Below are 19,382 nucleotides of genomic sequence, written 5' to 3' on the forward strand. Positions count from 1 at the left end.
CGTTTCGCGGCGCTCATAGCACCGGGCTTGTAGACAGACAACCGGTAAACCAGTCGCCAAACTGTCACGTTTGGGGACAGTCCGGTCAGGCCTTAGCAGGAACCATGCCGAAATGGCGGAAATCCGCCAGAACGCTGCGTCAGGTCGCGAGCCGGGCAGCTTCGCGTGCCTCGCGTTTGGCGATCTCGACCTGGGCCCTGAGATCAATTTCGGCAAGCACGCCGTCGAGGCCGTCGTCGCCGGAGGCCTCGGGCTTCATCGCGGTCAGCCCGCGCAGCTTGAGGAGCACGGCAGGAACCGGCTCGCCGCTGAGCAGGGCCACCTTCAGGTCCTCGAGCATGTCGAGTGAATCGGTACCGCGCTTGAGGGCCCGGCGGCGACGCTCGCGCCGGTCCTCCGGAACCATGCCCTGCACCGCCAGCAGCGTCTCGAGGCCGGCGGGCGCCACCATCGGCCGGGCGCCATCCGCCTTGCGCGGTTCTTCCGCCGGGCGGCCGGGCAATTGGAAGGCCTGGCGAGACCCATCGGTCTTCGCCACCGGTTGCGAAGTCTGGACTGCGCCGACAGGCGGCGTGGTCGTGATCCGCATGGTCCCCCTCCGACACGCCCCGTTGAGAAAGGGGCAAGACATCTTGCTGCAACCTTAAGAAAGACCCAACCCGGTTAAGAGCCCGTTAATGCCCGGCAAAAGCTGCCGGGCGGCAGAACGGGCCCATCGCGACGGCGGCGTGACGACCAGCGAAACTGTTTTGTTTCAATATGTTAGGCAATGGGTGGGGATGGCACGATCCGTGCGACACACTGCCTGTCATGTCTGGGGCCAATCCATGCTGCGCCGAATCCTTGCTCTTCTGATGGTTGTCGCGACGGTTGTTCCGGCGCAGGCGAACACGTCCAGGATCAAGGACCTGATCGACGTCGAGGGCATCCGTGACAACCAGCTGATCGGCTACGGCCTGGTGGTCGGCCTCAACGGCACCGGCGACACGCTGAACAACTCGCCCTTCACCCGCCAGTCCATCCAGTCGATGATGGAGCGGTTGGGCGTCAACACCCGCGGCATGAACCTGCGCACCGCCAATGTCGCAGCCGTCATGGTCACCGCCAATCTGCCGCCCTTCTCCACACAGGGCACCCGCATCGACGTCAAGGTCTCGGCCATGGGCGACGCCCGGTCGCTGCAGGGCGGCGAATTGCTGGTGACGCCGCTGGTCGGCGCCGACGGCGAGGTCTACGCGGTCGGCCAAGGCGCGGTGGCGATCGCCGGCTTCCAGGCGGAAGGCGCCGCGGCCCGCATCACCCGCGGCGTTCCAACCGTCGGCCGCGTGTCCAACGGTGGCATCGTCGAGCGCGAAGTGAACTTCGCCATCAACCGCATGGCGTCGATCCGGCTGGCGCTGCGCAATCCCGATCTCACCACCGCCCGGCGGATCGCCTCCGCGATCAATGATTTCATCGGTGCGCCGACCGCCGAGCCGACCGATCCCGGCACCGTCAACCTGAAAGTGCCGGCGCGCTACGAGGGCAATATCGTGGCGCTGCTGACCGAGATCGAGCAGCTGCGCGTCCAGCCCGATTCCGCCGCCAAGGTGATCATCGACGAGGCCTCCGGCATCATCGTCATGGGCAAGGACGTCCGCGTGTCGACGGTCGCCGTCGCCCAGGGCAATCTGACCGTCACCATTTCCGAGCGGCCCCAGGTCAGCCAGCCGAATGCGCTGGCCGGCGGCCGCACCGTCGTAACGCCGAACACCAGCATATCCACCACCGAGGACGGCAAGCGCTTTGCCCTGGTGCGCGAGGGCGTGTCGCTGCAGGAACTGGTCGACGGACTGAACGCGCTGGGTATCGGCCCCCGCGACCTCATCGCCATCCTGCAGGCGATCAAGGCCGCCGGTGCCCTCCAGGCCGAAATCGAGGTGCTCTGATGGCCAGCCGCGTCCCCGACATCCTGACCTATTCGCCCACCGCACCCGCCGCCGCCCGCGTGCGCGGTTCGCGTGAGGCCAAGGCCTGGTCCAACGCCCAGAATTTCGAGCAGGTCTATCTCAACACCATGCTCGGCCAGATGTTCAACGGCATCGGCGAGAAATCGCCGATGGGCGGCAAGCAGAGCGAAGCATGGCGCGGCATGCTGGTCGATGAATATGCCAAGACGATCTCGTCGCAGGGCGGCGTCGGCCTTGCCAACCACATCTACCGCGAACTGATCGGCGCGCAGGAAGCTGCGCCCCGCCGTCTCCCAGCCAACACGAGTCCGAGGTAACCATGGCTGTCGCCCCGAAACAGATCCCCGCCCTGGTGAATGCGGCGGAAGCCCAGGCCGCTCTTCGCGCGATCCGCGACACCATTGTCGAGCTGACCGCAGTTGTGGTCGAGGAGAGCCGGCTTGTCGGCGCGGCCAAGTTGCGTGAAGCAAGCCCGCTTGCCGCCCGCAAGAGCGAATTGTCCAAGCTCTATGTGGCCGGCCTCGATGTGATCAAGGCCAATGCCGCCGTCCTGCGGCGCATTCTTCCAGCCGAGATGGCCGCGCTGAAGACGGAGAACGAGGCACTCCAGCACGAGCTTGAGCTGAACCTGGCGGTGCTGGCCACCGCGCATGCAGTCGCCGAGGGCATCATCCGTGGCGTCTCGCAAGCTGTCGAACGCCGTCGCGCGCCAGCTGTCTATGGCGCCAATGGCCGCTCCGCAGCCCCGGCAGCGTTTGGTTCGCGCCCGATTGCTGTGTCGCGGACGCTCTAGACTCCCGCGATCCTTGAGCGGTCCATGATCGGCTGCTGGCGAAGACTCCCCTGCCCGGCAGTTCCGGAGAGGTCACCCGGCTCATTCAAATTGGATACTTACCGCCGCCCGGCCGTTTACTATATTCCCTAACGAGACCTTTAGACGTCGTCCCTATTCTCCCCCATGTGAGCGAAGAGGGATCGGTCGAGATTCCTCCCTCACACAGGGAGTTCCGGTCATGGACATCACGTCCGCTCGACCGGCCGTCGGATCGAATACGCACGGACGGCCGGAAACGGTCCTCTACCGCGAGGCGGTGAGTACCGAATTACCACCCACGCAACGGGTGTCTCAGCCTGTGGCGCAAGGCCAGACGGGATCGCCAGACGACCGTCGGGCGGGCGACGGCGCCGCGCGCACGGCTCAGCTCTATGCTGATCGACAGGCCCGGGCCGGGCGCATCGCGGACACGCTGCGCGAGGCCATGTTCAATCGGATCGACACGATTGATCAGGACAAGAATGCCGCAACCCTGGTCTATCGCACCATCGACGCCGTCACCGGCGATGTCGTCAAGCAATACCCTGACGACATGGTGCTCAAGCTGCGCACCTATGCCCGCGAGATGGCCCGCAAGGAAGAGCAGAAGGCGGACGACACTGCACGGGTCGAGAAAATCGCCTAGCTGAACTTAAATATATTTATGTAAAAACGGCGCCAATTTGGCGTCGTTTTGTTTTGTTAGAATTCATTAACCGTATCGATTAAGTTCTCATTCAGCACTCTCCGGACTAACGCCAGAGAATCTGTGAAATTCAACTTTCATTAAGGCGCAGACTTCTAGCGTGAACCCGTCTTCAAGAAACGAAGGCCCTCCCACGAACGGGAGGAACGTCAATCACCTTACCCAAAACGGGAAGGTACCCTAGGAAAGGGACTACCAATGTCTGACATCACCATTTCGCGTGGCGTGCGCTCGAACCTTCTCACCCTGCAGAACATCTCGTCGCAGCGTGAGACGATCCAGGGCCGCCTGGCTTCCGGCAAGAAGGTCAACTCGGCCCTCGACAATCCGAGCAACTTCTTCACCGCCTCGTCACTGAACAACCGCGCGAACGACTTGACCGGCCTTCTGGACGGCATGTCGAACGGCATCCAGACGCTCCAGGCTGCCGACAAGGGCATCCAGGCGCTGACCTCGCTGGTCAACTCCGCTCAGGCGAAGATCCGTGAAGGTCTGCAGAGCGCCTCGACCCAGGCGACCAACTCGGCTGCCACTGCCAGCGCCGGCACCCTGTCGGACAAGGTTGAAGCCGATCGTGGCTTCGGCTCGGGCACCAAGGTCACTCTGGGCATCAACGGCACCAACTTCGACATCACGCTTGGCGCCTCGGACACGGTCCAGACCACCATCAACAAGATGAACCAGGTTCTGGGCTCCAACGGCGCGGTCACCGTCGACTCCGGCGGCAAGGTCAACGTCCGTAACAACACCTCGTCTGCCCTCACCATCGGCGTGACCGACGGCGGCGGCGGCACCAAGACCCTCGACGACCTGCTCGGCGGCACCACTGTCGGCTCGACCACCGCGATCGCTTCGACCGCTGCGGCCGGCACGACGGCCAACTACGACAGCTATGCCAAGCAGTACAACGACCTGCTCGACCAGGTCGACGGCATCGTCAAGGACACCAGCTTCAACGGCAAGAACCTGCTCAACGGCGACAGCCTCGACGTCATCTTCAACGAGAAGTCGACGGGTGCCAACAAGCTGGCGATCTCGGGCGTGACCCTCAGCGCAACGGGCCTCGGCCTGTCGACGCTGGCGACCACTGGCTCGACCGCCTCTGACCTGACCGGCAAGCTGACCAACCTGCAGGATGCACTGACTTCGCTGCGCCAGCAGTCGTCGAAGTTCGGTTCCAACCTGTCGGTCGTTCAGACCCGCCAGGACTTCACCAAGCAGATGTCGAACGTCCTGAAGACCGGCGCCGACAACCTGACGCTCGCCGACTCCAACGAGGAAGGCGCCAACCTGCTCGCGCTCAACACCCGCGCTCAGCTGGCCACCTCCGCCCTGTCCTTCGCCTCGCAGGGCGACCAGCAGGTTCTGCAGTTCCTCCGCTGATCCCAGATCACCGGACAGACGACCAGCGGGCGGCCTTCGGGCCGCCCGTTTTCGTTTTGGGCACCCCCTCGCCCCCCGCGAAAACCGGGTCTTGAGATTTTCTGACGCCCGTTCGCACCGGTAACCAACCGTTAGGCTTAATAGTCTCTACTAGGCTCAGCTTCCAAGAAACGGAGGCCCTCCCACGGATGGGAGGCGTCTACTTCACTCTCCCGAAGCGGAGGGTACCCTAGGAAAGGGATTACCTATGTCTGACATCACGATCTCGCGTGGCGTTCGCTCGAACCTTCTCACGCTGCAGAACATTTCGTCGAGCCGCGAAACGATCCAGAGCCGCCTGGCTTCCGGCAAGAAGGTCAACTCGGCCCTCGACAATCCCACCAACTTCTTCACCGCCTCGTCGCTCAACAACCGTGCGAACGACCTGACCTCGCTGCTCGACGGCATGTCGAACGGCATCCAGACGCTGCAGGCGGCTGACAAGGGCCTTTCCGCACTCACCTCGCTGGTCAACTCCGCTCAGGCAAAGATCCGTGAAGGTCTGCAGAGCGCCTCCACCCAGCCCACCAGCTCGGTTGGCACTGCCAGCGCCGGCACCCTGTCGGACAAGGTTGAGGCCGATCGTGGCTTCGGCTCGGGCACCAAGGTCACCCTTGGGATCAACGGCACCAACTTCGACATCAATCTCGGCGCAACCGACACCGTCCAGACCACCATCAACAAGATGAACCAGGTCCTGGGCTCCAACGGTGCCATCACCGTCGACTCCAGCGGCAAGATCAACGTCCGCAACAACACCTCGGCGGCTCTCACCATCGGCGTGACCGATGGCGGCGGCGGCACCAAGACCCTCGACGACCTGCTCGGTGGCACCACGGTCGGCTCGACCACCGCAATCGCTTCGACCGCTGCGGCTGGTTCAGCGGCGAACTATGACAACTACGCCCGCCAGTACAACGATCTGCTCGATCAGATCGACGGCATCGTCAAGGACACCGGCTTCAACGGCAAGAACCTGCTCAACGGCGACGGCCTCGACGTCGTCTTCAACGAGCAGTCGGTCAACCCGAACAAGCTGTCGATCTCGGGCGTGACCTTCAACGCAGCCGGCCTCGGCCTGTCGGATCTTGCCACCACCGGCACGACCTCTTCGGACCTCACCGGCAAGCTGACCAACCTGCAGGATGCGCTGACCACACTGCGCGATCAGTCCTCCAAGTTCGGTTCCAACCTGTCGGTCGTCCAGACCCGCCAGGACTTCACCAAGCAGATGTCGAACGTCCTGAAGACCGGCGCCGACAACCTGACCCTGGCTGACTCGAATGAGGAAGGCGCCAACCTGCTCGCCCTCAACACGCGCGCCTCGCTCGCCACCTCCGCCCTGTCGTTCGCCTCGCAGGCCGACCAGCAGGTCCTCCAGTTCCTCCGCTAATCCGGTATCGCGTTCGGAGAAGAGAGCGGGCGGCCTTCAGGGCCGCCCGTTTTCGTTTGACCGGGGCCACGCTGTCGCAAGTTAACCCTCGCCGTTCCAAGTTAACCGAGGCCGCAAAACCTCGTTGACTCATTCTTAAACATGCCGCTACGGAAGGCGTGTGAGGTGCAAGATGCTGCACCGTGAGTTGAGTTCATGCGTTTGCGTCACTGCCTTGCTCTCTTGTTGCCGCTCTGCCTGATGGCGGGTCCAGCCTCCGCGCAGGACAGCGATCAGATCTACGCGATCATCCACCAGGATGCGGCCGCCCGGGCCGCCCGGCAGGCGGCGCGCCAGACAGTCCAGCCCGCCCAGCGCCTGCCACAACAGCACCGGCTGGCCGCGGCTCCGCAGCAGATGCGCGGCGCAACGCCCCATTTTTCTTCCCTGTTCTCACGCCCGGTCGCACTGCCGGTGGGATTGCCGATGATCACCATCCGCCCCCCGGTGGATGGCATGCCCGGCCTCGACGGCCAGCCGGGCCAGGTGGCGCCGCAACCCGCCCTGCCCCAGCAGACCGCGCCGCGATCGGTCCGCCCGACCGCACCGTCGGCGCCGCAACATGGCGGCGCGACCGCCTATTGCGTCAGGTCCTGTGACGGATACTATTTTCCGGTTGGCCCGGCTCAATCCGGCGGCAGCCGGCAGGCGCAGGACATGACCTGCAACGCGCTCTGCCCGGGCGCCGACGTCGCCCTCTACCGCACGCACAATGGCGGAACGATCGAGACCGCAGCCGGCCCGCGCGGCCAGGTCTATCAGTCCCTGCGCAATGCCTTCCGGTTTCGCGAGAAATTCGACGCCACCTGCACCTGTTCGGGCCTCGGTGCGACCGGGCTCGGCCGGGTGGCCATCACCAATGACTTCACCCTGCGCTCCGGCGACATCGTGGTGACCGAGCGCGGCGTGCGGATCTTCGCCGGCGCAAGCCGCTTCCCCTATCGGCCGTCCGATTTCGTCGCCGCCCGCGCCTACAGCCGCCTGCCGGCCGACGTCCATCACCGCATCGCCATGATCGAGGCCGGCATCCAGGCCCAGGAAAACACGTCAAGCGCTCCGGCGGCCAGGCTTGCCACCGGACGGCGGCGCGCCGGCATGCCGGTTGTCGATGCCCAGGCGCAAAACGTGGCCCAACCGAGCTTCGTCGCCAACAATGCCGGGCCCCGCGTCATCCAGATCACGCGCTAGAATCGGCACCCGGCAATTCCTGCCGGTTAACTTCTGCCGCGTCGACGAGCCCACAGGGACCTCCCCTAAGCTCTTCAAAAAAAAGCCATTATCGACATCGGGAATGAAATTAACGATCTGTTAGGGTTAACACGCCAGATTGACGTTATAGACGAGGCGGGCCAAGAATCGGCGCGACTCGTATGGGGGTCAACTGATGAGCGATATTGTTCTCTCGAAAGGCATCCGCGGTAACCTGCTGTCGCTGCAGGGCACGGCGGACCTGCGTGACCGCACGCAGAACCGCTTGTCGACCGGCAAGAAGGTCAATACCGCGCTCGACAATCCCGGGAACTATTTCTCGGCGCAGCAGCTTTCCTCACGCGCCTCCGATATCACCAACCTGCTCGATGGTATCGGCAACGCGGTCCAGACCCTCAAGGCCGCCGACACCGGCATCACCTCGATCATCAAGGTGGTGCAGAACATGCAGGCCCTCGCCCGCCAGGCACAGGGCGACGCAGCGACCACGGCCCGTCTCGCCGGCACGCTGCCGACCATCGGCGGCGCCGCGAGCGCGCTGACCACCCAGACCGATCTGACGACGCTCGGCTATACCGCCGGCGAGACCATCACGGTGGCCACCGGCGCGGGCCGCGACACGACCCTGACGATTGCCTCCGGCATGACGGTCGGCGATTTGATGAACGCCATCAACGACAACACCGGTTCCGCCGCCGCAGCTGGTTCGGGCGTGACAATCGGCGGCACAGCGGGCGCCGACGCCAAGGCATCGCTCACCCCTGACGGGCGCCTGATCATCGAGTCCGTCGGCACCCAGCCGATCGACATCACCTCGTCGAATGCGGGGACTGCGCTTGCCGATACCGGCTTCTCCGGCACCAATCTGTCGAAGCCGGCCGGAACGATCAACTCGGTCCGCCTCAGCATTTCCAAGCAGTTCTCGGAACTGCGTCGCCAGATCGACCAGCTTTCGAGGGATGCCGGTTACAACGGCGTCAATCTGCTGAACGGCGACACGCTGCAGGCCATGTTCAACGAGAAGCAGACCGCGTCGCTGACGATCTCCGGCGCCAAGTTCCAGTGCGACGAGGACCTGGGCGTCCCCGACCAGACCAACTCCTTCCAGACCGACCAGGATCTGGGCGTCGCCCTGAACAACCTGACATCGGCCATGACCAAGCTGAGGGCCCAGTCCGGTGCGTTTGGCTCCAATCTCGCGCTGGTGCAGATCCGCCAGAACTTCACCAAGGAAATGGCCAACACGCTGGAAACCGGCTCGAACAACCTGACGATCGCCGACATGAACGAGGAAGGTGCCAACATGCTGGCCCTGCAGACCCGTCAGTCGCTTTCAACCCAGGCTCTGTCCTTGGCCAACGAGGCCGACCAGGGCGTGCTGAGCCTCTTCCGCTAGTCGTCGCGCCTGCCCCAGCTCTCATAGCGGCCTCACACGAGGCCGTTTTGCCGGGATTGCGGTAGGCATTTGCAAACCAGTGCGTGTGGTAAGCTCTGCCAAGAGGCGGGTCACACGCGGAGAGGCGAGATGGCGCTCAAGGTCGAACTCAAGCCAGGCGAGAGGTTCATTCTCGGCGAGAGCGTCATCGTCAATGACGACCAGCGTACCCGGCTGACCATCGAAGGCGAGGCGCCTATTCTTCGCGAAAAAGATGTCATGACCATCGACGCGGCTAATACGCCGTGCAAGAAGATATATTTGGTCGTTCAACTTATGTACTTGTCGCGTGATCCCGAACGTCACCACAAGATGTATTTTGACATGGTCAACGAGGTCATCGAAGCTGCACCGTCGACGCTTCGATTTGTCGACGAGATCAACAATCACATATTAACCGGTACGCTGTACAAGGCTCTAAAGGCGACAAGAAGCCTCATCGAGTACGAAGGGACTCTGCTTGGTCATGCATCACGGGGCGGCGGCGTACGCATCGACGGCTAGGACGGTCTCGGTCACCAATCCGCGCGAACTTGAAGCATCGCTCCTGCTGAAAGCCGCTGCCCGGATCCAGACCTGCAAGGACCAGTGGACCGGTGGCGGGCCCGAGCTCCTGCATGCCCTCACCTACAATCGCAAGCTGTGGGCCGTTCTCGCGACTGCCGCGACGCGCGCGGAAAACCCGTTGCCCGACGACATCAAGAACAACATCGCCAATCTCGGCATGTTCATCTTCCAGCGGACCATCGACATCGAAGTCGATCCCAAGCCCGAGAAGCTCGGCGTGCTGGTGTCGATCAATCGCAATATTGCCGCGGGCCTGTCCGGCCGCGGCTGAGCGCCGCGCCGCGCTGAAAACCACAAGCACCATTCCGGAACGATGCGGGCGCCCGTTGCGGGCGCCCGATCAATCTGCGCGAGTGTCTTGGCTCATAGGTAGCTGACGAGCGACAGCTTCGAGAGCATCGAGGTCGTCTGGTAGCTTGCCTGCAGCTGGGTCTGCAGCGCCAGGATATAGGCGCCGACTTCCTCGTCGTTCACACCCACCACATCCGACAGCATGTCGGCATACATCGCGTCCGAGGCCTTGTGGCGCGTGCCGGCGCTGGTGGCGCTCACGTTCGCAGCCGCCAGCTCGACCTGGATCGATGTCACGGTCTGGGTTGCGCCCTCGCCGGCAAGTGCTCCCGATACCCGGTTCGCCAGCGCCTGATAGCGCTGCTGCGACACCGTATCGGCGGATGTGAACTTCATGGCGCTGACCACTGCCAGGTTCTGCACCACCGAGCGCAGAGCCTCCTCGTCGGCCCGCGCGCCATACGACACGCTGACCGAGGAATCGACCTGCGAGGCAGCCGTCGAACGCGCCGCGCCCGCCCCCGTATCGCCCCGGTACCAGCGCAGCGTCTTGGCATCGCCATTGGCCGGCGTGTCATAGGCGACCGCATCCATCATCGTGCCGGAAACACCAGCAACGAGGCGCTTCGGCGCACCGGTCGGGATGCTCCCAAGCGTCGCCGGATTGGTCTCGCCTTCGAAGAAGTCCTGGCCCGCCTTCACCGCCGATGCGGCTGCGAGCTTGGTGGAGACCAGGGTCTGGAGCGACGAGCCAAGTGCCGTGCGCATGTTGTCGAGCGTTTCGGCAGCCGTGGCGCCGATCTTGAACTGTCCGGGGCTGGCCACGGTCGCATCAGCGGCCACTGCCGACAGGATGATCCGCTCGGTCGAGCCGTCCGGCAGAGTGAAGCCGATCGTCTGGCTCTCGCCGACATTGGCGGTTCCAGCGCCGGCGGTCAGGTCCAGCGAGGCTGGCGGCCCGGCGGTGAGCGCGGCGGTCACGCCACCGACCGATCCGGAGACGGATGCGATCTTCAGGCCGAAGGAATGGGTGCCGTCCTCGCTCAGGGTCACCGGCTGCGTGCCGGCGGCCGTCAGCGTCACGCGGCCGGTCGCTGTTCCGTCCAGTTCCGGCGACGACGCGGACGAGCCGAGATCGGCCTGCATCCGCTCGCGCATGACCGTCTGGAAGCCATCCTTGCCGCCCTCGCCGGCCATGATCGTCGCGCTGTCCAGCACCGGCTCGGTGGAGGTCGCGCGGCCGGAGAACATGTAGCGGCTGCCGTCGCTGCTGTTCAGCATGCTGATGACCGAGTCGAGCCCGCCATTGGCGGTCAGCTGCCCGGTGGTCCGCCCGCTCGCCAGCGTGAAATCGGCCGAGGCCAGAGCCGTCTTGACCGAAGCCACCGTCTTCTGGGTGCTGGTGAGCGCCGTATCCATGATCTTGATACGCGTGGTGACCAGCGAAATGCTGCCTTGCCAGGCGGCGATATCGCTGCGCGACGCCTGGAAGCCAAGCGCCAGCGCGCGCTCGCTGCCGAGACCGCCATAGGTCTCCGACTTCATGCCGGTGCCGAGCTGGCGCTGGTAATCGGTGAGCTGGCCCTTCAGCCGGGTGAACTCAGCCGCGCCGAAACCGGAAACGATGCCTGTGGTGCGAAGGGACATGATCCAGCGGCCTCACATCTGCCTGAGCATATCGAACATCTCCTTGACCACCGACATGACGCGCGCATTGGCGCCATAGGCGTTCTGGAGAGCGATGAGGGTAGCCATCTCATCATCGACATTGACGGCCGACGCCGCATCCGCGCGCGCCTGCAACTGGGTCACCACGGCAGCCTGGCCGGCAGCGAGCGTCTTTGCGGTCGCGGCATCGTTGCTGAGGGTCGAGACTGTGGTGCGGGTATAGGAGAGGATCGAGCCCTGGTAAGGCGAACTCGTCGTGCCGATCTTGCCGGCCGGCAGGAAGTAGCGGCTGGTATCGTTCAGAGCCGAGGCGAGGAAGTTCGGCCGGGTGGCATCCCCATCGAGCGTGGTGGAGTCCATCTTCACGAGCTTGGTCGGATCGGCCGACAGGCTCGCATTCACCGCGATGCGCGAGGCAAGTCCGGTCACCTGCGAGCTGGATGCCGTCACCTTGCCGGTGAACAGGCCCGCCACCGCGGTGGAATCGACGAAGAACGGCAGGGCCGCCGTACCATCGGCCAGGCTCTGCGCCGTGGTGTTGGCGCTGGCAGCATTGACCTTCGCGCCGCCGGTCGCTGCCGGATCGGCCAGGACTTCGAGGCCCGAACCGGACGCCGTGATCGAGAAGGCGCCGGCCGGCGCGCCGACGCTTGACGCCCAGGCATCGACCGCCGCCTGGATATCGCTCGCATAGCCGGCGGCCGACGTGCCGGTAAGCCGGAACACCTTGTCGTTCGGATCCGCCGTCATGGCGTCCGACATGGTGACGCCGGCGTCATCCACGCGCTTGAACGTGAACTTCTGTGTCACGCCATTGGCGGTCAGCGACATGGTGATCGCATTGCCGTCGGCAAGGCCGGTGCCAAGCGACGTGTCGAAACCGGTATTCGGCCCGGCGCCGCCGAGGGACACGGCCGTCGACTGGCTGGACGTGCCGAAGGCTTCAGCAAGCCCGGCGGCGACCTGGTCGAGTTCGGCCTGGGCTGCCGGCAGCGATGCGTCGCGCAGCTCGATGAGGGCTGCGATCTTGCCGGTCTTGAACACGCCCGCGGCAATCAGGTCGACATTGCCGCCGGCCGTATGGGCCATCACGGTGCCGACGGTGCGCTCGTTGGGATCGGTCGAGAACACGCTGCCGGCATTGATCTGCTGGCGCCCGTCGAAGGTGAGCGTCGGCGCGTTCTGCGACAGCAGGGTGAAGCCGCCGCCGGCATAGAGTTGCACGGCATCGTTCTTGTCGTAGGTCGCCGTGACGCCGACATATTCGCTGATCGTGTTGACCAGCGCATCGCGCTGGTCGAGCAGCGCAACGCGCGTGCCGTCATCCTCGCCGGCGGCCTGAAGCTTCTGGTTCACCTGAGCCAGCTGACCGAGCGCGTCGTTCAGCGTCTGCGTCGCCTGGCCGAGCTGGTCCTCGGCCGACTGCCGCAGGCTCTGGACCGATGTGGACAGGGTGTTCAGCGACTGCGCCAGCACAGTACCGGCACTGATCACGCCGGCGCGCGCCGATTCATTGTCCGGCGAGGTCCGGAGCGTCTGCAGCGAGGACGAGAACTTGTTGACCACCGTATCGAGCGCGTTGGCCGAGCCCGGCGCGCCCATCAGCTGGTCGATCATGGTCAGGAAGTCGGCGCGGGTGGAGGCGTAGGCGCTGTTGCTCTTCTCGGTGATCAGCTGGCGCGAGACGAACATGTCGTATTCGCGCGTGACGGACGCGACCTGAACGCCCGCGCTCTGCCCTCCGACGACGACGGCGCCGGCGGTGATCGTCTTCTTGGCATAGTCCGGGTTGCTGGCATTGGCGACGTTCGAGCTGGTGAGGCTCGTCGCCACCGAAGTGAATCGCAGGCCCGAAAGGGCATTGCCGAGCGCGCTCGATAGGCTCATCGTCGATCACTCCTTGACGCGGTACAAACCGGGGGCAGCGTTCACGCCGCCGCTCAGCGGATCATGTTGATGGTTTCCTGCAGCATCGAATTGGCCGTGGTGACGATGCGGGTGTTGGCCGCATAGGCCTGCTGGGTCACGATCATCTTGGTGAACTCGTCGGAAATGTCGACGTTGGACGCCTCCACCGAGCCGCCGACGATCTTGCCCGAGCCGCCGATCAGCGGCGTGCCGGACTCGCCGGTCTCTGCGAAAGCGCCGCCGTCGAGCCGCTTCAGGCCGTCGTCATTGGCAAAATTGGCCAGCGCCACCTGATAGAGATCGACCGACTGACCGTTCGAATAGGTCGCGCGCAGGCGGCCCGTATCGGTCACGGAAATGCCCTTGAGCGTGCCGGCCGAATAGCCGTTCGGCGTGTTTTCGGTGACGGTTGCCGTACCGTCGGCGCGGGCGGTCTGGCTGAGGCCGCCCGAGCCGAGATCAAGCTCGACATCGCCGACCGTCACGCCGTTGACGTTGAGGCCGGTGATCGTCGGGTTCGCCGTCGGAGACGTCAGCTTTCCTGCGCCGTCGAAGGTGAAATTGCCGCCGATGCGGGTCCAGGTCTCGGCACCCGTGGTCGAATTGGACTGGTAGTAGAGGCTCCAGGTATCAGTGCCGCCCGAGGTCGTGCTGTCGGTCTTGGCCCAGCGCATCTGGACGTTTACCTCACGGCCCTGAGCGTCGTAATTGGTCACGGAGCCGCCGGAAATCGACGTCTTGACGAAGGTCGCCGCATCAGCTGTCGGGATCGTCGCCTGGCCGATCAGGGCCGAATCCATCAGTTCCGACCCGGCCGTCGTGGTTGCGCTGGCGGTTGCCGGTGTGGTCGGAAGGCTGGCGTGATAGCTGATGCGGGTCGTCGCGCTCGCCGGCACGACATCGCTCGACAGGCGGACCGGGCTCGGGGTCGAACCGACCGGATTGCCGGTGCTGCGGTCGAGCGGCAGGCCCTCCAGATAATAGCCGGAGCCGTTGACCAGATAGCCCTGCGCATTGGGCGCGAAGTCGCCGCGGCGGGTGTAATAATTGATGCCGGACAGGACCGGCTCGCCATCGGTCGAACCGGTCTGCTGCTTGACGATGAAATAGCCCTCACCCGAGATCGCCATATTGGTCGAGAGCCCGGTCGACTGCAGCTGCCCCTGGATCGTGTTGGTGGTGCGCGAGTAGGAATTGACCGAGCCGGCGACCTGCCGGTTGAGGCTGTTGTCCGGAATGAGGTCGACGAAACTCGTCTCGACCCGCTTGAACCCGGTGGTCTGCGAGTTGGCAATGTTGCCGGAGATGTTCTCCAGCGCATAGGACTGCGCCGACAGGCCGCTGACCGCCGTGGTCAATGCACCGAAAATACCCATGACGAACCTCAACAAACCAGGGTTAGGACAGCTTGCGACACCATCAGCGACGCCTTGCTCGGTCTGGGTATTGCAGTCCATATGCCAAAATTGGTGCGCCTGATTTCAAGCACTTAGCCGTTCAATGGGGTTGGGCCGTCATCCTGTCCGGCAGTTTCGACCGGTCTCCCGGCAATTTGTGCCGGGCGCTTGCAGCCGTCCCCGCCGCCCCCTACCCTGCCGGCAAATCACCGCCGGGCCAGGGTCCGGCGCATAAACGCGAAGGGACTATCCATGGCATCCGGCCGTTTCGAGGGAACTGAAGCCTATGTCGCGACCGACGACCTGAAGGTCGCCGTCAACGCAGCCATCAACCTGGAACGGCCGCTTCTGGTGAAGGGCGAGCCCGGCACCGGCAAGACTGTTCTCGCCATCGAGATCGCCAAGGCGATCAACGCGCCGCTGATCGAATGGCACGTGAAATCGACCACCAAGGCCCAGCAGGGCCTTTACGAATATGACGCCGTCTCGCGCCTGCGCGACAGCCAGCTCGGCGACGAGCGCGTCAAGTCGATCGCCAACTACATCAAGCGCGGCAAGCTCTGGGAGGCGTTCCAGGCGGGACAGCGCCCGGTCCTGCTGATCGACGAGATCGACAAGGCCGACATCGAATTCCCGAACGACCTCCTGCAGGAGCTCGATCGGATGGAATTCTTCGTCTACGAGACCGGCGAGACCGTGAAGGCCAAGGTGCGCCCGGTTGTTGTGATCACCTCGAACAACGAGAAGGAGCTGCCGGACGCCTTCCTGCGCCGCTGCTTCTTCCACTACATCAAGTTCCCCGACGCCGAGACCATGCAGCGCATCGTCGACGTCCACTTCCCCGGCATCAAGCAGAAGCTGGTCGCAGAAGCCCTGCGCATCTTCTACGACGTGCGCGACGTGCCGGGCCTGAAGAAGAAGCCGTCGACCTCCGAACTGCTGGACTGGCTGAAGCTGCTGATGGTCGAGGACATCTCGGCCGAGACGCTGCGCGAGAAGGACCCGCGCAAGGCGATCCCGCCACTGCACGGCGCGCTCCTGAAGAACGAGCAGGACGTTCATCTGTTCGAGCGGCTGGCCTTCCTCGCCCGGAGGGGCTGATGCGCCGCGCCGGGCCCATCGCCGCGATCGCGTTCGGCCTGGCCGGTTGCGCGATCGCCAGCGATGCGAGCCCGCCTGCGCAGGTGAGCGGTTCGCCCTGGGCCATTGAGCGCCAGGTCGAGCGCTGCCGTCAGAACCAGTCCGGCGGCACCCGCACAAGCTCCGCCTCCGCCGGCGGCCTGATGATCGCAGGCTCCGTGACCGCCTTCTCGCGTACCGAGACCGAGGCGACGGAGGCTTGCCCCGCGGTCCTTGCCCTGACCGACGAGGATATCGGCGAGATCCGCACCCTCGTCCAGGCAACCGGTGCAAGCGCGCGCGGCCTCGACACCAATTGGCAGAGCCGCACCGGCGCCCGCCGCGAGATCACCCTGTCGGTCTATCCCGAGACCGGCCGGTCAGGCACGGCCTGCCGCGTGGTTGCCGCGACCCTCACGGTCTTCCACGGTCTGCGGGGGGCTACCCTCGGCGCTCCGCCACCTGCACCGCTCGACGAACAGCGCCTCTGCCTCGGGCAGAGCGGCGCATGGGATCCGTCCTGACCGTCATAGTCTGGCGTCGGGCGTGCCACCGGATTGAAACAGGCGGGGTCGACAACTCGTGGCATGGCGAGCTTCACCATCGAACTCATCGGCGGCGGCCTCCTCCTGACCGCACTGTCCATCGCGGCGTTACGACGGCGCATGCTCGGTCAAGCCACACCATCAGGCGCGCGGCGCGCCTCAGCGAGCAGCACGTCCGGCGACCACGAACCAACCGGCGCGAGCGATCTTCACTGGCTGTCGAGCCTCACCGGGGGACAATCAGGGTCTCCGTCCGACACCGCACCCTCCACCTCGTCCTGCGACACGTCCTCGCCGAGCAGCGACAGTTCGTCCTCGTCGTCCTGCGACAGCGGTTCATCCTCCTCCAGCAGCGATTGATCCGCCGTTGAACCGGGGCCGCCGCCGACGCGACCCAATGCAGTGCATGGGCCGCGAACGGCCACCAGACAGGGGGAATCACCACCATGAGCAGCACGCTCGCATTCATTCTGGCCGGCCTGGGCGGCCTCGCGGCGCTGGCCGCCGTCGTCTTCGGCCGCGCATCCAGCAGCGATAGCGACAGCGATTCCAGTTCGAGTTCGCCGGATTCCGATTCCGGCTCGTCCGACAGCGGCGGTGGTGGAGATGGCGGTGGCGGCGGCGACTGAGCCGATCAGCCGCCGCATTCCGGGATCTTTGCCTGCCAGTCGCCGAGCGGAATCACCCGCCGGAGGTCGAGGTCGCTCACCAGCGTGATGTAGGTCTCGCCGCGCGCGGGCTTCAGGAAGCTCGACATGGGCACGGCCCCCTCGGGGATCGGCGCCGTCCGGCAACCGCCTGACACCTGGATCTCCAGGCTGCCGCGCACCCGCGGGCCCTGAACCAGCGACGCGCGCACGCGCTGCTGGATCGCAGCGACCCGCGGAACATCGCCCGGTGCGATCCGCCAGATCGAGATGCCCGCTCCGGCACGCGCTTCAGCCGCCATCTCGACGCGCTCACGCTCAACGGTCGATTCCACCAGCACGAAGCGATCTTCGGTCGGATTTCCGCCGTCCACCCGGGTCTTGATCGTCATCACCGCATCGCCGGGCCTCACCCGCAGCATGGCGGGCAGACGAAGCGCCGCTCGCACATCGTCCATATCCATGGTTGCGAGATCGAGCCGCATCAGCCGTGGCAGGCTCGAGATCGGCGTCGACAGGCAGCCGCCGATTCCAACGGAACAGGCGGCGACGAAGGCAAGGCGGGAAACCAGACGGGACAAGCTCATGGTACATTCCATTTGACGACAATGAATTATTGTCTTACAGAAATTATTTATCGAAACAAGAGGCTTTCGTCATGACACATGCCGTCGTTCCCTCTGACATCAGCGAGGCCCACCAGTCCCGGCTTGCCCGCTTCATGACCCAGGTCACGCTGGCTGGAATCGTCTTCGCGGTTGCCGGCACGCTCTGGGTCTGGACCGACCGGGCCCTGGTCGAAACCCTGCTCGCCCCGCAATTCGGCCTCGCCGGGCGGGCCGTCAGCGTGACGCCCATGGTGCAGCTGGCAGGCCTTGCGCTCTCCGCCCCGCCGCTCGCTCTCCTGATCTACATGCTGCTTCAGGCCCGTGCGGTGTTCCGAGGCTTTGCTGTCGGCATGCGGTTCACGGACCTGGTGGCAACCCGCGTCTCGCGCATCGGCCTCATTCTGGTGGCGAAAGGCCTGCTGGCGCCCCTGTGGCGGGCGGCGGCCGGTGTGGTCCTGACCCTAGGCAACCCGCCGGGACAGAAGATCCTCGTCATCGCGATCAGCTCGGACGACGTGCTCTGGGCCATTGTCGGTGCGCTGCTCGTGGCGATCGGCTGGACGCTGCGCGAAGCGGCCCGAATCGCCGAGGAACATGCGAGTTTCGTGTGATGCCGATCCTGGTGAACCTCGACGTGATGCTGGCGCGCCGCAAGATGCGGTCGAAGGAGCTTGCGGCCATTGTCGGCATCACCGAGGCCAATCTCTCGCTGCTGAAATCCGGCAAGGTGAAGGGCATCCGCTTCGACACGCTGGACGCGATCTGCCGCGCGCTCGGCTGCCAGCCCGGCGATCTCCTCGAATATGTCCGGGATGACGATCCGCGCATCGCGCAGGGCGCCGATGTGCCCTAGGCGCTGGTCAGCCGGCGGATCCCCCAGCGGATCAGCCGGTAGCCGCCGTAAAACACGCCGACCATCGCGCCAAGGCCGAGGAGACCGCTGGCCACTTCGCCAGGCTGCGGTGAACTGCTCGCAATAGTCGCCACCATGCTCCCGACAACGACCAGACCGAGCACCATCAGGAAGCCGAACAGGGGTCCGCGTCCCCCGTCGCCCCCGCTGCCGTGCCGGCCAATCCAGAGCGCCAGCCGGGTCGCGGCGAAGGTCAGCGTGTAGAGCGGCGGCACGGCACCGATCCCGACAAACGACAGGATCGCGGTCAGCGCCACGGTCAGGCGCATGCTGTCGGCAAGCGCCGCCCAGGGACCGGGTGGACAGGGCGGGAAGCTCAGGCCCGAGGGGGCAGCACAGCCGCCAAGGCCCGACACGGGCGCCAGCAGGATGAGACTCGTGATGACCCAGAGACCGGGAAGGGTCAAAAGCCAGCCGATCGCCAGCAGCCAGGGCCGGGCTTTGCGCGGAGGGGGTGCGGCTGGGGGCACGGTGATCATCCCCGCAATCTGCCCCGCCGATGTTTCGCCTCTGTGCCACGAGGCCTTGGCCGCACAGCACGACGATTCACGATTTGCCAATCCGATTATGGCCAAGATGGCCCATGGAACTATGGCATCTCGCCTTCGCCGCCCTGCTGTCCTGCATCGTCGCCGGCAGCGTCTGGTACAATCGCTGGTGCGACCAGAACGGGGTGCCCCGCCCTGCCCGGTCATCCGGCGGCGACGGCCCCGACTTTTCCGGCGATGGCGGCGACTAGGCCATCCGGACCC

The 19,382-nt window shown here is 65.0% G+C and carries 23 protein-coding genes; 16 read left to right on the forward strand and 7 right to left on the reverse strand.

Translation table 11 applies throughout. The annotated features are described in order from the left end of the window. Positions 1–139 precede the first annotated feature (139 nt). On the reverse strand, positions 140–589 hold the full coding sequence (locus tag E8L99_RS21110) for a flagellar assembly protein FliX (protein ID WP_168201776.1): 450 nt from the start codon (positions 587–589) through the stop codon (positions 140–142). Between the two features lie 238 nt (positions 590–827). Between E8L99_RS21110 and E8L99_RS21115 the strand changes: the two genes are divergently transcribed. The 10 genes from E8L99_RS21115 (at position 828) to flaF (ending at position 9,805) form a co-directional block, all read left to right on the forward strand. Continuing rightward, positions 828–1,928 carry a flagellar basal body P-ring protein FlgI gene (locus tag E8L99_RS21115; protein WP_137101405.1) on the forward strand — a complete coding sequence of 367 codons (1,101 nt, stop codon included), beginning with the start codon at positions 828–830 and terminating at the stop codon, positions 1,926–1,928. Then, entirely contained in the window at positions 1,928–2,266 is a 339-nt protein-coding gene (locus E8L99_RS21120; RefSeq protein ID WP_137101406.1) for a rod-binding protein, read from the forward strand. Before E8L99_RS21115 ends, E8L99_RS21120 begins: the two co-directional genes overlap by 1 nt. Positions 2,267–2,268: 2 nt before the next feature. Further along, positions 2,269–2,742 (forward strand): hypothetical protein, encoded by a 474-nt coding sequence (locus E8L99_RS21125; protein ID WP_137101407.1) that lies wholly within the window; start codon positions 2,269–2,271, stop codon positions 2,740–2,742. Positions 2,743–2,962: 220 nt separating this feature from the next. Then, entirely contained in the window at positions 2,963–3,409 is a 447-nt protein-coding gene (locus tag E8L99_RS21130) for a hypothetical protein (protein WP_137101408.1), read from the forward strand. Positions 3,410–3,667: 258 nt separating this feature from the next. Further along, positions 3,668–4,852 carry a flagellin N-terminal helical domain-containing protein gene (locus E8L99_RS21135; protein WP_137101409.1) on the forward strand — a complete coding sequence of 395 codons (1,185 nt, stop codon included), beginning with the start codon at positions 3,668–3,670 and terminating at the stop codon, positions 4,850–4,852. A gap of 247 nt (positions 4,853–5,099) precedes the next feature. Continuing rightward, complete coding sequence (locus E8L99_RS21140; protein ID WP_137101410.1) at positions 5,100–6,284, forward strand: flagellin N-terminal helical domain-containing protein; 1,185 nt, start codon at positions 5,100–5,102, stop codon at positions 6,282–6,284. Between the two features lie 195 nt (positions 6,285–6,479). Continuing rightward, positions 6,480–7,511: a DUF2865 domain-containing protein gene (locus E8L99_RS21145; protein WP_137101411.1), complete on the forward strand. Its 1,032-nt coding sequence runs from the start codon at positions 6,480–6,482 to the stop codon at positions 7,509–7,511. A 196-nt stretch (positions 7,512–7,707) separates the two neighbouring features. Beyond that, positions 7,708–8,928, forward strand: a complete 1,221-nt coding sequence (locus E8L99_RS21150) for a flagellin N-terminal helical domain-containing protein (protein ID WP_137101412.1) — start codon at positions 7,708–7,710, stop codon at positions 8,926–8,928. A 129-nt stretch (positions 8,929–9,057) separates the two neighbouring features. Then, on the forward strand, positions 9,058–9,471 hold the full coding sequence (flbT, locus tag E8L99_RS21155) for a flagellar biosynthesis repressor FlbT (protein WP_137101413.1): 414 nt from the start codon (positions 9,058–9,060) through the stop codon (positions 9,469–9,471). Further along, entirely contained in the window at positions 9,434–9,805 is a 372-nt protein-coding gene (gene flaF, locus E8L99_RS21160) for a flagellar biosynthesis regulator FlaF (protein ID WP_137101414.1), read from the forward strand. Before flbT ends, flaF begins: the two co-directional genes overlap by 38 nt. 92 nt (positions 9,806–9,897) lie before the next feature. On the opposite strand, the gene E8L99_RS21165 is transcribed toward flaF, so the two are convergent. Genes E8L99_RS21165 through E8L99_RS21175 form a run of 3 tightly spaced genes read right to left on the reverse strand, consistent with a single transcriptional unit; the run spans position 9,898 to position 14,777 of the window. Then, positions 9,898–11,472 carry a hypothetical protein gene (locus E8L99_RS21165; RefSeq protein WP_137101415.1) on the reverse strand — a complete coding sequence of 525 codons (1,575 nt, stop codon included), beginning with the start codon at positions 11,470–11,472 and terminating at the stop codon, positions 9,898–9,900. A gap of 12 nt (positions 11,473–11,484) precedes the next feature. Continuing rightward, positions 11,485–13,380 (reverse strand): flagellar hook-associated protein FlgK, encoded by a 1,896-nt coding sequence (flgK, locus tag E8L99_RS21170; RefSeq protein WP_137101416.1) that lies wholly within the window; start codon positions 13,378–13,380, stop codon positions 11,485–11,487. A gap of 53 nt (positions 13,381–13,433) precedes the next feature. After that, the gene (locus E8L99_RS21175) at positions 13,434–14,777 is read right to left on the reverse strand and encodes a flagellar hook protein FlgE (protein ID WP_137101417.1); all 1,344 of its coding nucleotides are present in this window, start codon (positions 14,775–14,777) and stop codon (positions 13,434–13,436) included. 273 nt (positions 14,778–15,050) lie between these two features. Between E8L99_RS21175 and E8L99_RS21180 the strand changes: the two genes are divergently transcribed. Then, positions 15,051–15,899, forward strand: coding sequence for an AAA family ATPase (locus tag E8L99_RS21180; RefSeq protein ID WP_137101418.1), 849 nt, complete (start codon positions 15,051–15,053; stop codon positions 15,897–15,899). Continuing rightward, positions 15,899–16,441 (forward strand): hypothetical protein, encoded by a 543-nt coding sequence (locus E8L99_RS21185; protein ID WP_137101419.1) that lies wholly within the window; start codon positions 15,899–15,901, stop codon positions 16,439–16,441. Before E8L99_RS21180 ends, E8L99_RS21185 begins: the two co-directional genes overlap by 1 nt. Before the next feature lie 230 nt (positions 16,442–16,671). Here the strand turns inward: E8L99_RS21185 and E8L99_RS21190 are convergent, their stop codons facing one another. After that, entirely contained in the window at positions 16,672–16,887 is a 216-nt protein-coding gene (locus E8L99_RS21190) for a hypothetical protein (protein WP_137101420.1), read from the reverse strand. A gap of 21 nt (positions 16,888–16,908) precedes the next feature. Between E8L99_RS21190 and E8L99_RS21195 the strand changes: the two genes are divergently transcribed. Beyond that, positions 16,909–17,091 carry a hypothetical protein gene (locus E8L99_RS21195; protein ID WP_137101421.1) on the forward strand — a complete coding sequence of 61 codons (183 nt, stop codon included), beginning with the start codon at positions 16,909–16,911 and terminating at the stop codon, positions 17,089–17,091. Positions 17,092–17,096: 5 nt separating this feature from the next. On the opposite strand, the gene E8L99_RS21200 is transcribed toward E8L99_RS21195, so the two are convergent. Next, entirely contained in the window at positions 17,097–17,696 is a 600-nt protein-coding gene (locus tag E8L99_RS21200; RefSeq protein WP_137101422.1) for a hypothetical protein, read from the reverse strand. A gap of 71 nt (positions 17,697–17,767) precedes the next feature. Between E8L99_RS21200 and E8L99_RS21205 the strand changes: the two genes are divergently transcribed. After that, positions 17,768–18,328 (forward strand): DUF2975 domain-containing protein, encoded by a 561-nt coding sequence (locus E8L99_RS21205; RefSeq protein ID WP_137101423.1) that lies wholly within the window; start codon positions 17,768–17,770, stop codon positions 18,326–18,328. Then, complete coding sequence (locus E8L99_RS21210) at positions 18,328–18,570, forward strand: helix-turn-helix domain-containing protein (protein ID WP_137101424.1); 243 nt, start codon at positions 18,328–18,330, stop codon at positions 18,568–18,570. The genes E8L99_RS21205 and E8L99_RS21210 overlap by 1 nt, the downstream gene beginning before the upstream one ends. On the opposite strand, the gene E8L99_RS21215 is transcribed toward E8L99_RS21210, so the two are convergent. After that, complete coding sequence (locus tag E8L99_RS21215) at positions 18,567–19,100, reverse strand: hypothetical protein (protein WP_137101425.1); 534 nt, start codon at positions 19,098–19,100, stop codon at positions 18,567–18,569. The genes E8L99_RS21210 and E8L99_RS21215 overlap by 4 nt on opposite strands. Positions 19,101–19,213: 113 nt before the next feature. Between E8L99_RS21215 and E8L99_RS23875 the strand changes: the two genes are divergently transcribed. Further along, positions 19,214–19,369 (forward strand): hypothetical protein, encoded by a 156-nt coding sequence (locus E8L99_RS23875; RefSeq protein ID WP_168201777.1) that lies wholly within the window; start codon positions 19,214–19,216, stop codon positions 19,367–19,369. Positions 19,370–19,382 lie beyond the last annotated feature (13 nt).

The sequence above is a fragment of the Phreatobacter aquaticus genome, from assembly GCF_005160265.1.
Lineage (GTDB): Bacteria > Pseudomonadota > Alphaproteobacteria > Rhizobiales > Phreatobacteraceae > Phreatobacter > Phreatobacter aquaticus.

Bases quoted from the DNA above. Each gene is read 5' to 3' on its own strand.
- E8L99_RS21110 (WP_168201776.1), bottom strand. From the start codon at position 589: ATGCGGATCACGACCACGCCGCCTGTCGGCGCAGTCCAGACTTCGCAA.
- E8L99_RS21115 (WP_137101405.1), top strand. From the start codon at position 828: ATGCTGCGCCGAATCCTTGCTCTTCTGATGGTTGTCGCGACGGTTGTT.
- E8L99_RS21120 (WP_137101406.1), top strand. From the start codon at position 1,928: ATGGCCAGCCGCGTCCCCGACATCCTGACCTATTCGCCCACCGCACCC.
- E8L99_RS21125 (WP_137101407.1), top strand. From the start codon at position 2,269: ATGGCTGTCGCCCCGAAACAGATCCCCGCCCTGGTGAATGCGGCGGAA.
- E8L99_RS21130 (WP_137101408.1), top strand. From the start codon at position 2,963: ATGGACATCACGTCCGCTCGACCGGCCGTCGGATCGAATACGCACGGA.
- E8L99_RS21135 (WP_137101409.1), top strand. From the start codon at position 3,668: ATGTCTGACATCACCATTTCGCGTGGCGTGCGCTCGAACCTTCTCACC.
- E8L99_RS21140 (WP_137101410.1), top strand. From the start codon at position 5,100: ATGTCTGACATCACGATCTCGCGTGGCGTTCGCTCGAACCTTCTCACG.
- E8L99_RS21145 (WP_137101411.1), top strand. From the start codon at position 6,480: ATGCGTTTGCGTCACTGCCTTGCTCTCTTGTTGCCGCTCTGCCTGATG.
- E8L99_RS21150 (WP_137101412.1), top strand. From the start codon at position 7,708: ATGAGCGATATTGTTCTCTCGAAAGGCATCCGCGGTAACCTGCTGTCG.
- flbT (WP_137101413.1), top strand. From the start codon at position 9,058: ATGGCGCTCAAGGTCGAACTCAAGCCAGGCGAGAGGTTCATTCTCGGC.
- flaF (WP_137101414.1), top strand. From the start codon at position 9,434: ATGCATCACGGGGCGGCGGCGTACGCATCGACGGCTAGGACGGTCTCG.
- E8L99_RS21165 (WP_137101415.1), bottom strand. From the start codon at position 11,472: ATGTCCCTTCGCACCACAGGCATCGTTTCCGGTTTCGGCGCGGCTGAG.
- flgK (WP_137101416.1), bottom strand. From the start codon at position 13,380: ATGAGCCTATCGAGCGCGCTCGGCAATGCCCTTTCGGGCCTGCGATTC.
- E8L99_RS21175 (WP_137101417.1), bottom strand. From the start codon at position 14,777: ATGGGTATTTTCGGTGCATTGACCACGGCGGTCAGCGGCCTGTCGGCG.
- E8L99_RS21180 (WP_137101418.1), top strand. From the start codon at position 15,051: ATGGCATCCGGCCGTTTCGAGGGAACTGAAGCCTATGTCGCGACCGAC.
- E8L99_RS21185 (WP_137101419.1), top strand. From the start codon at position 15,899: ATGCGCCGCGCCGGGCCCATCGCCGCGATCGCGTTCGGCCTGGCCGGT.
- E8L99_RS21195 (WP_137101421.1), top strand. From the start codon at position 16,909: ATGAGCAGCACGCTCGCATTCATTCTGGCCGGCCTGGGCGGCCTCGCG.
- E8L99_RS21200 (WP_137101422.1), bottom strand. From the start codon at position 17,696: ATGAGCTTGTCCCGTCTGGTTTCCCGCCTTGCCTTCGTCGCCGCCTGT.
- E8L99_RS21205 (WP_137101423.1), top strand. From the start codon at position 17,768: ATGACACATGCCGTCGTTCCCTCTGACATCAGCGAGGCCCACCAGTCC.
- E8L99_RS21210 (WP_137101424.1), top strand. From the start codon at position 18,328: ATGCCGATCCTGGTGAACCTCGACGTGATGCTGGCGCGCCGCAAGATG.
- E8L99_RS23875 (WP_168201777.1), top strand. From the start codon at position 19,214: ATGGAACTATGGCATCTCGCCTTCGCCGCCCTGCTGTCCTGCATCGTC.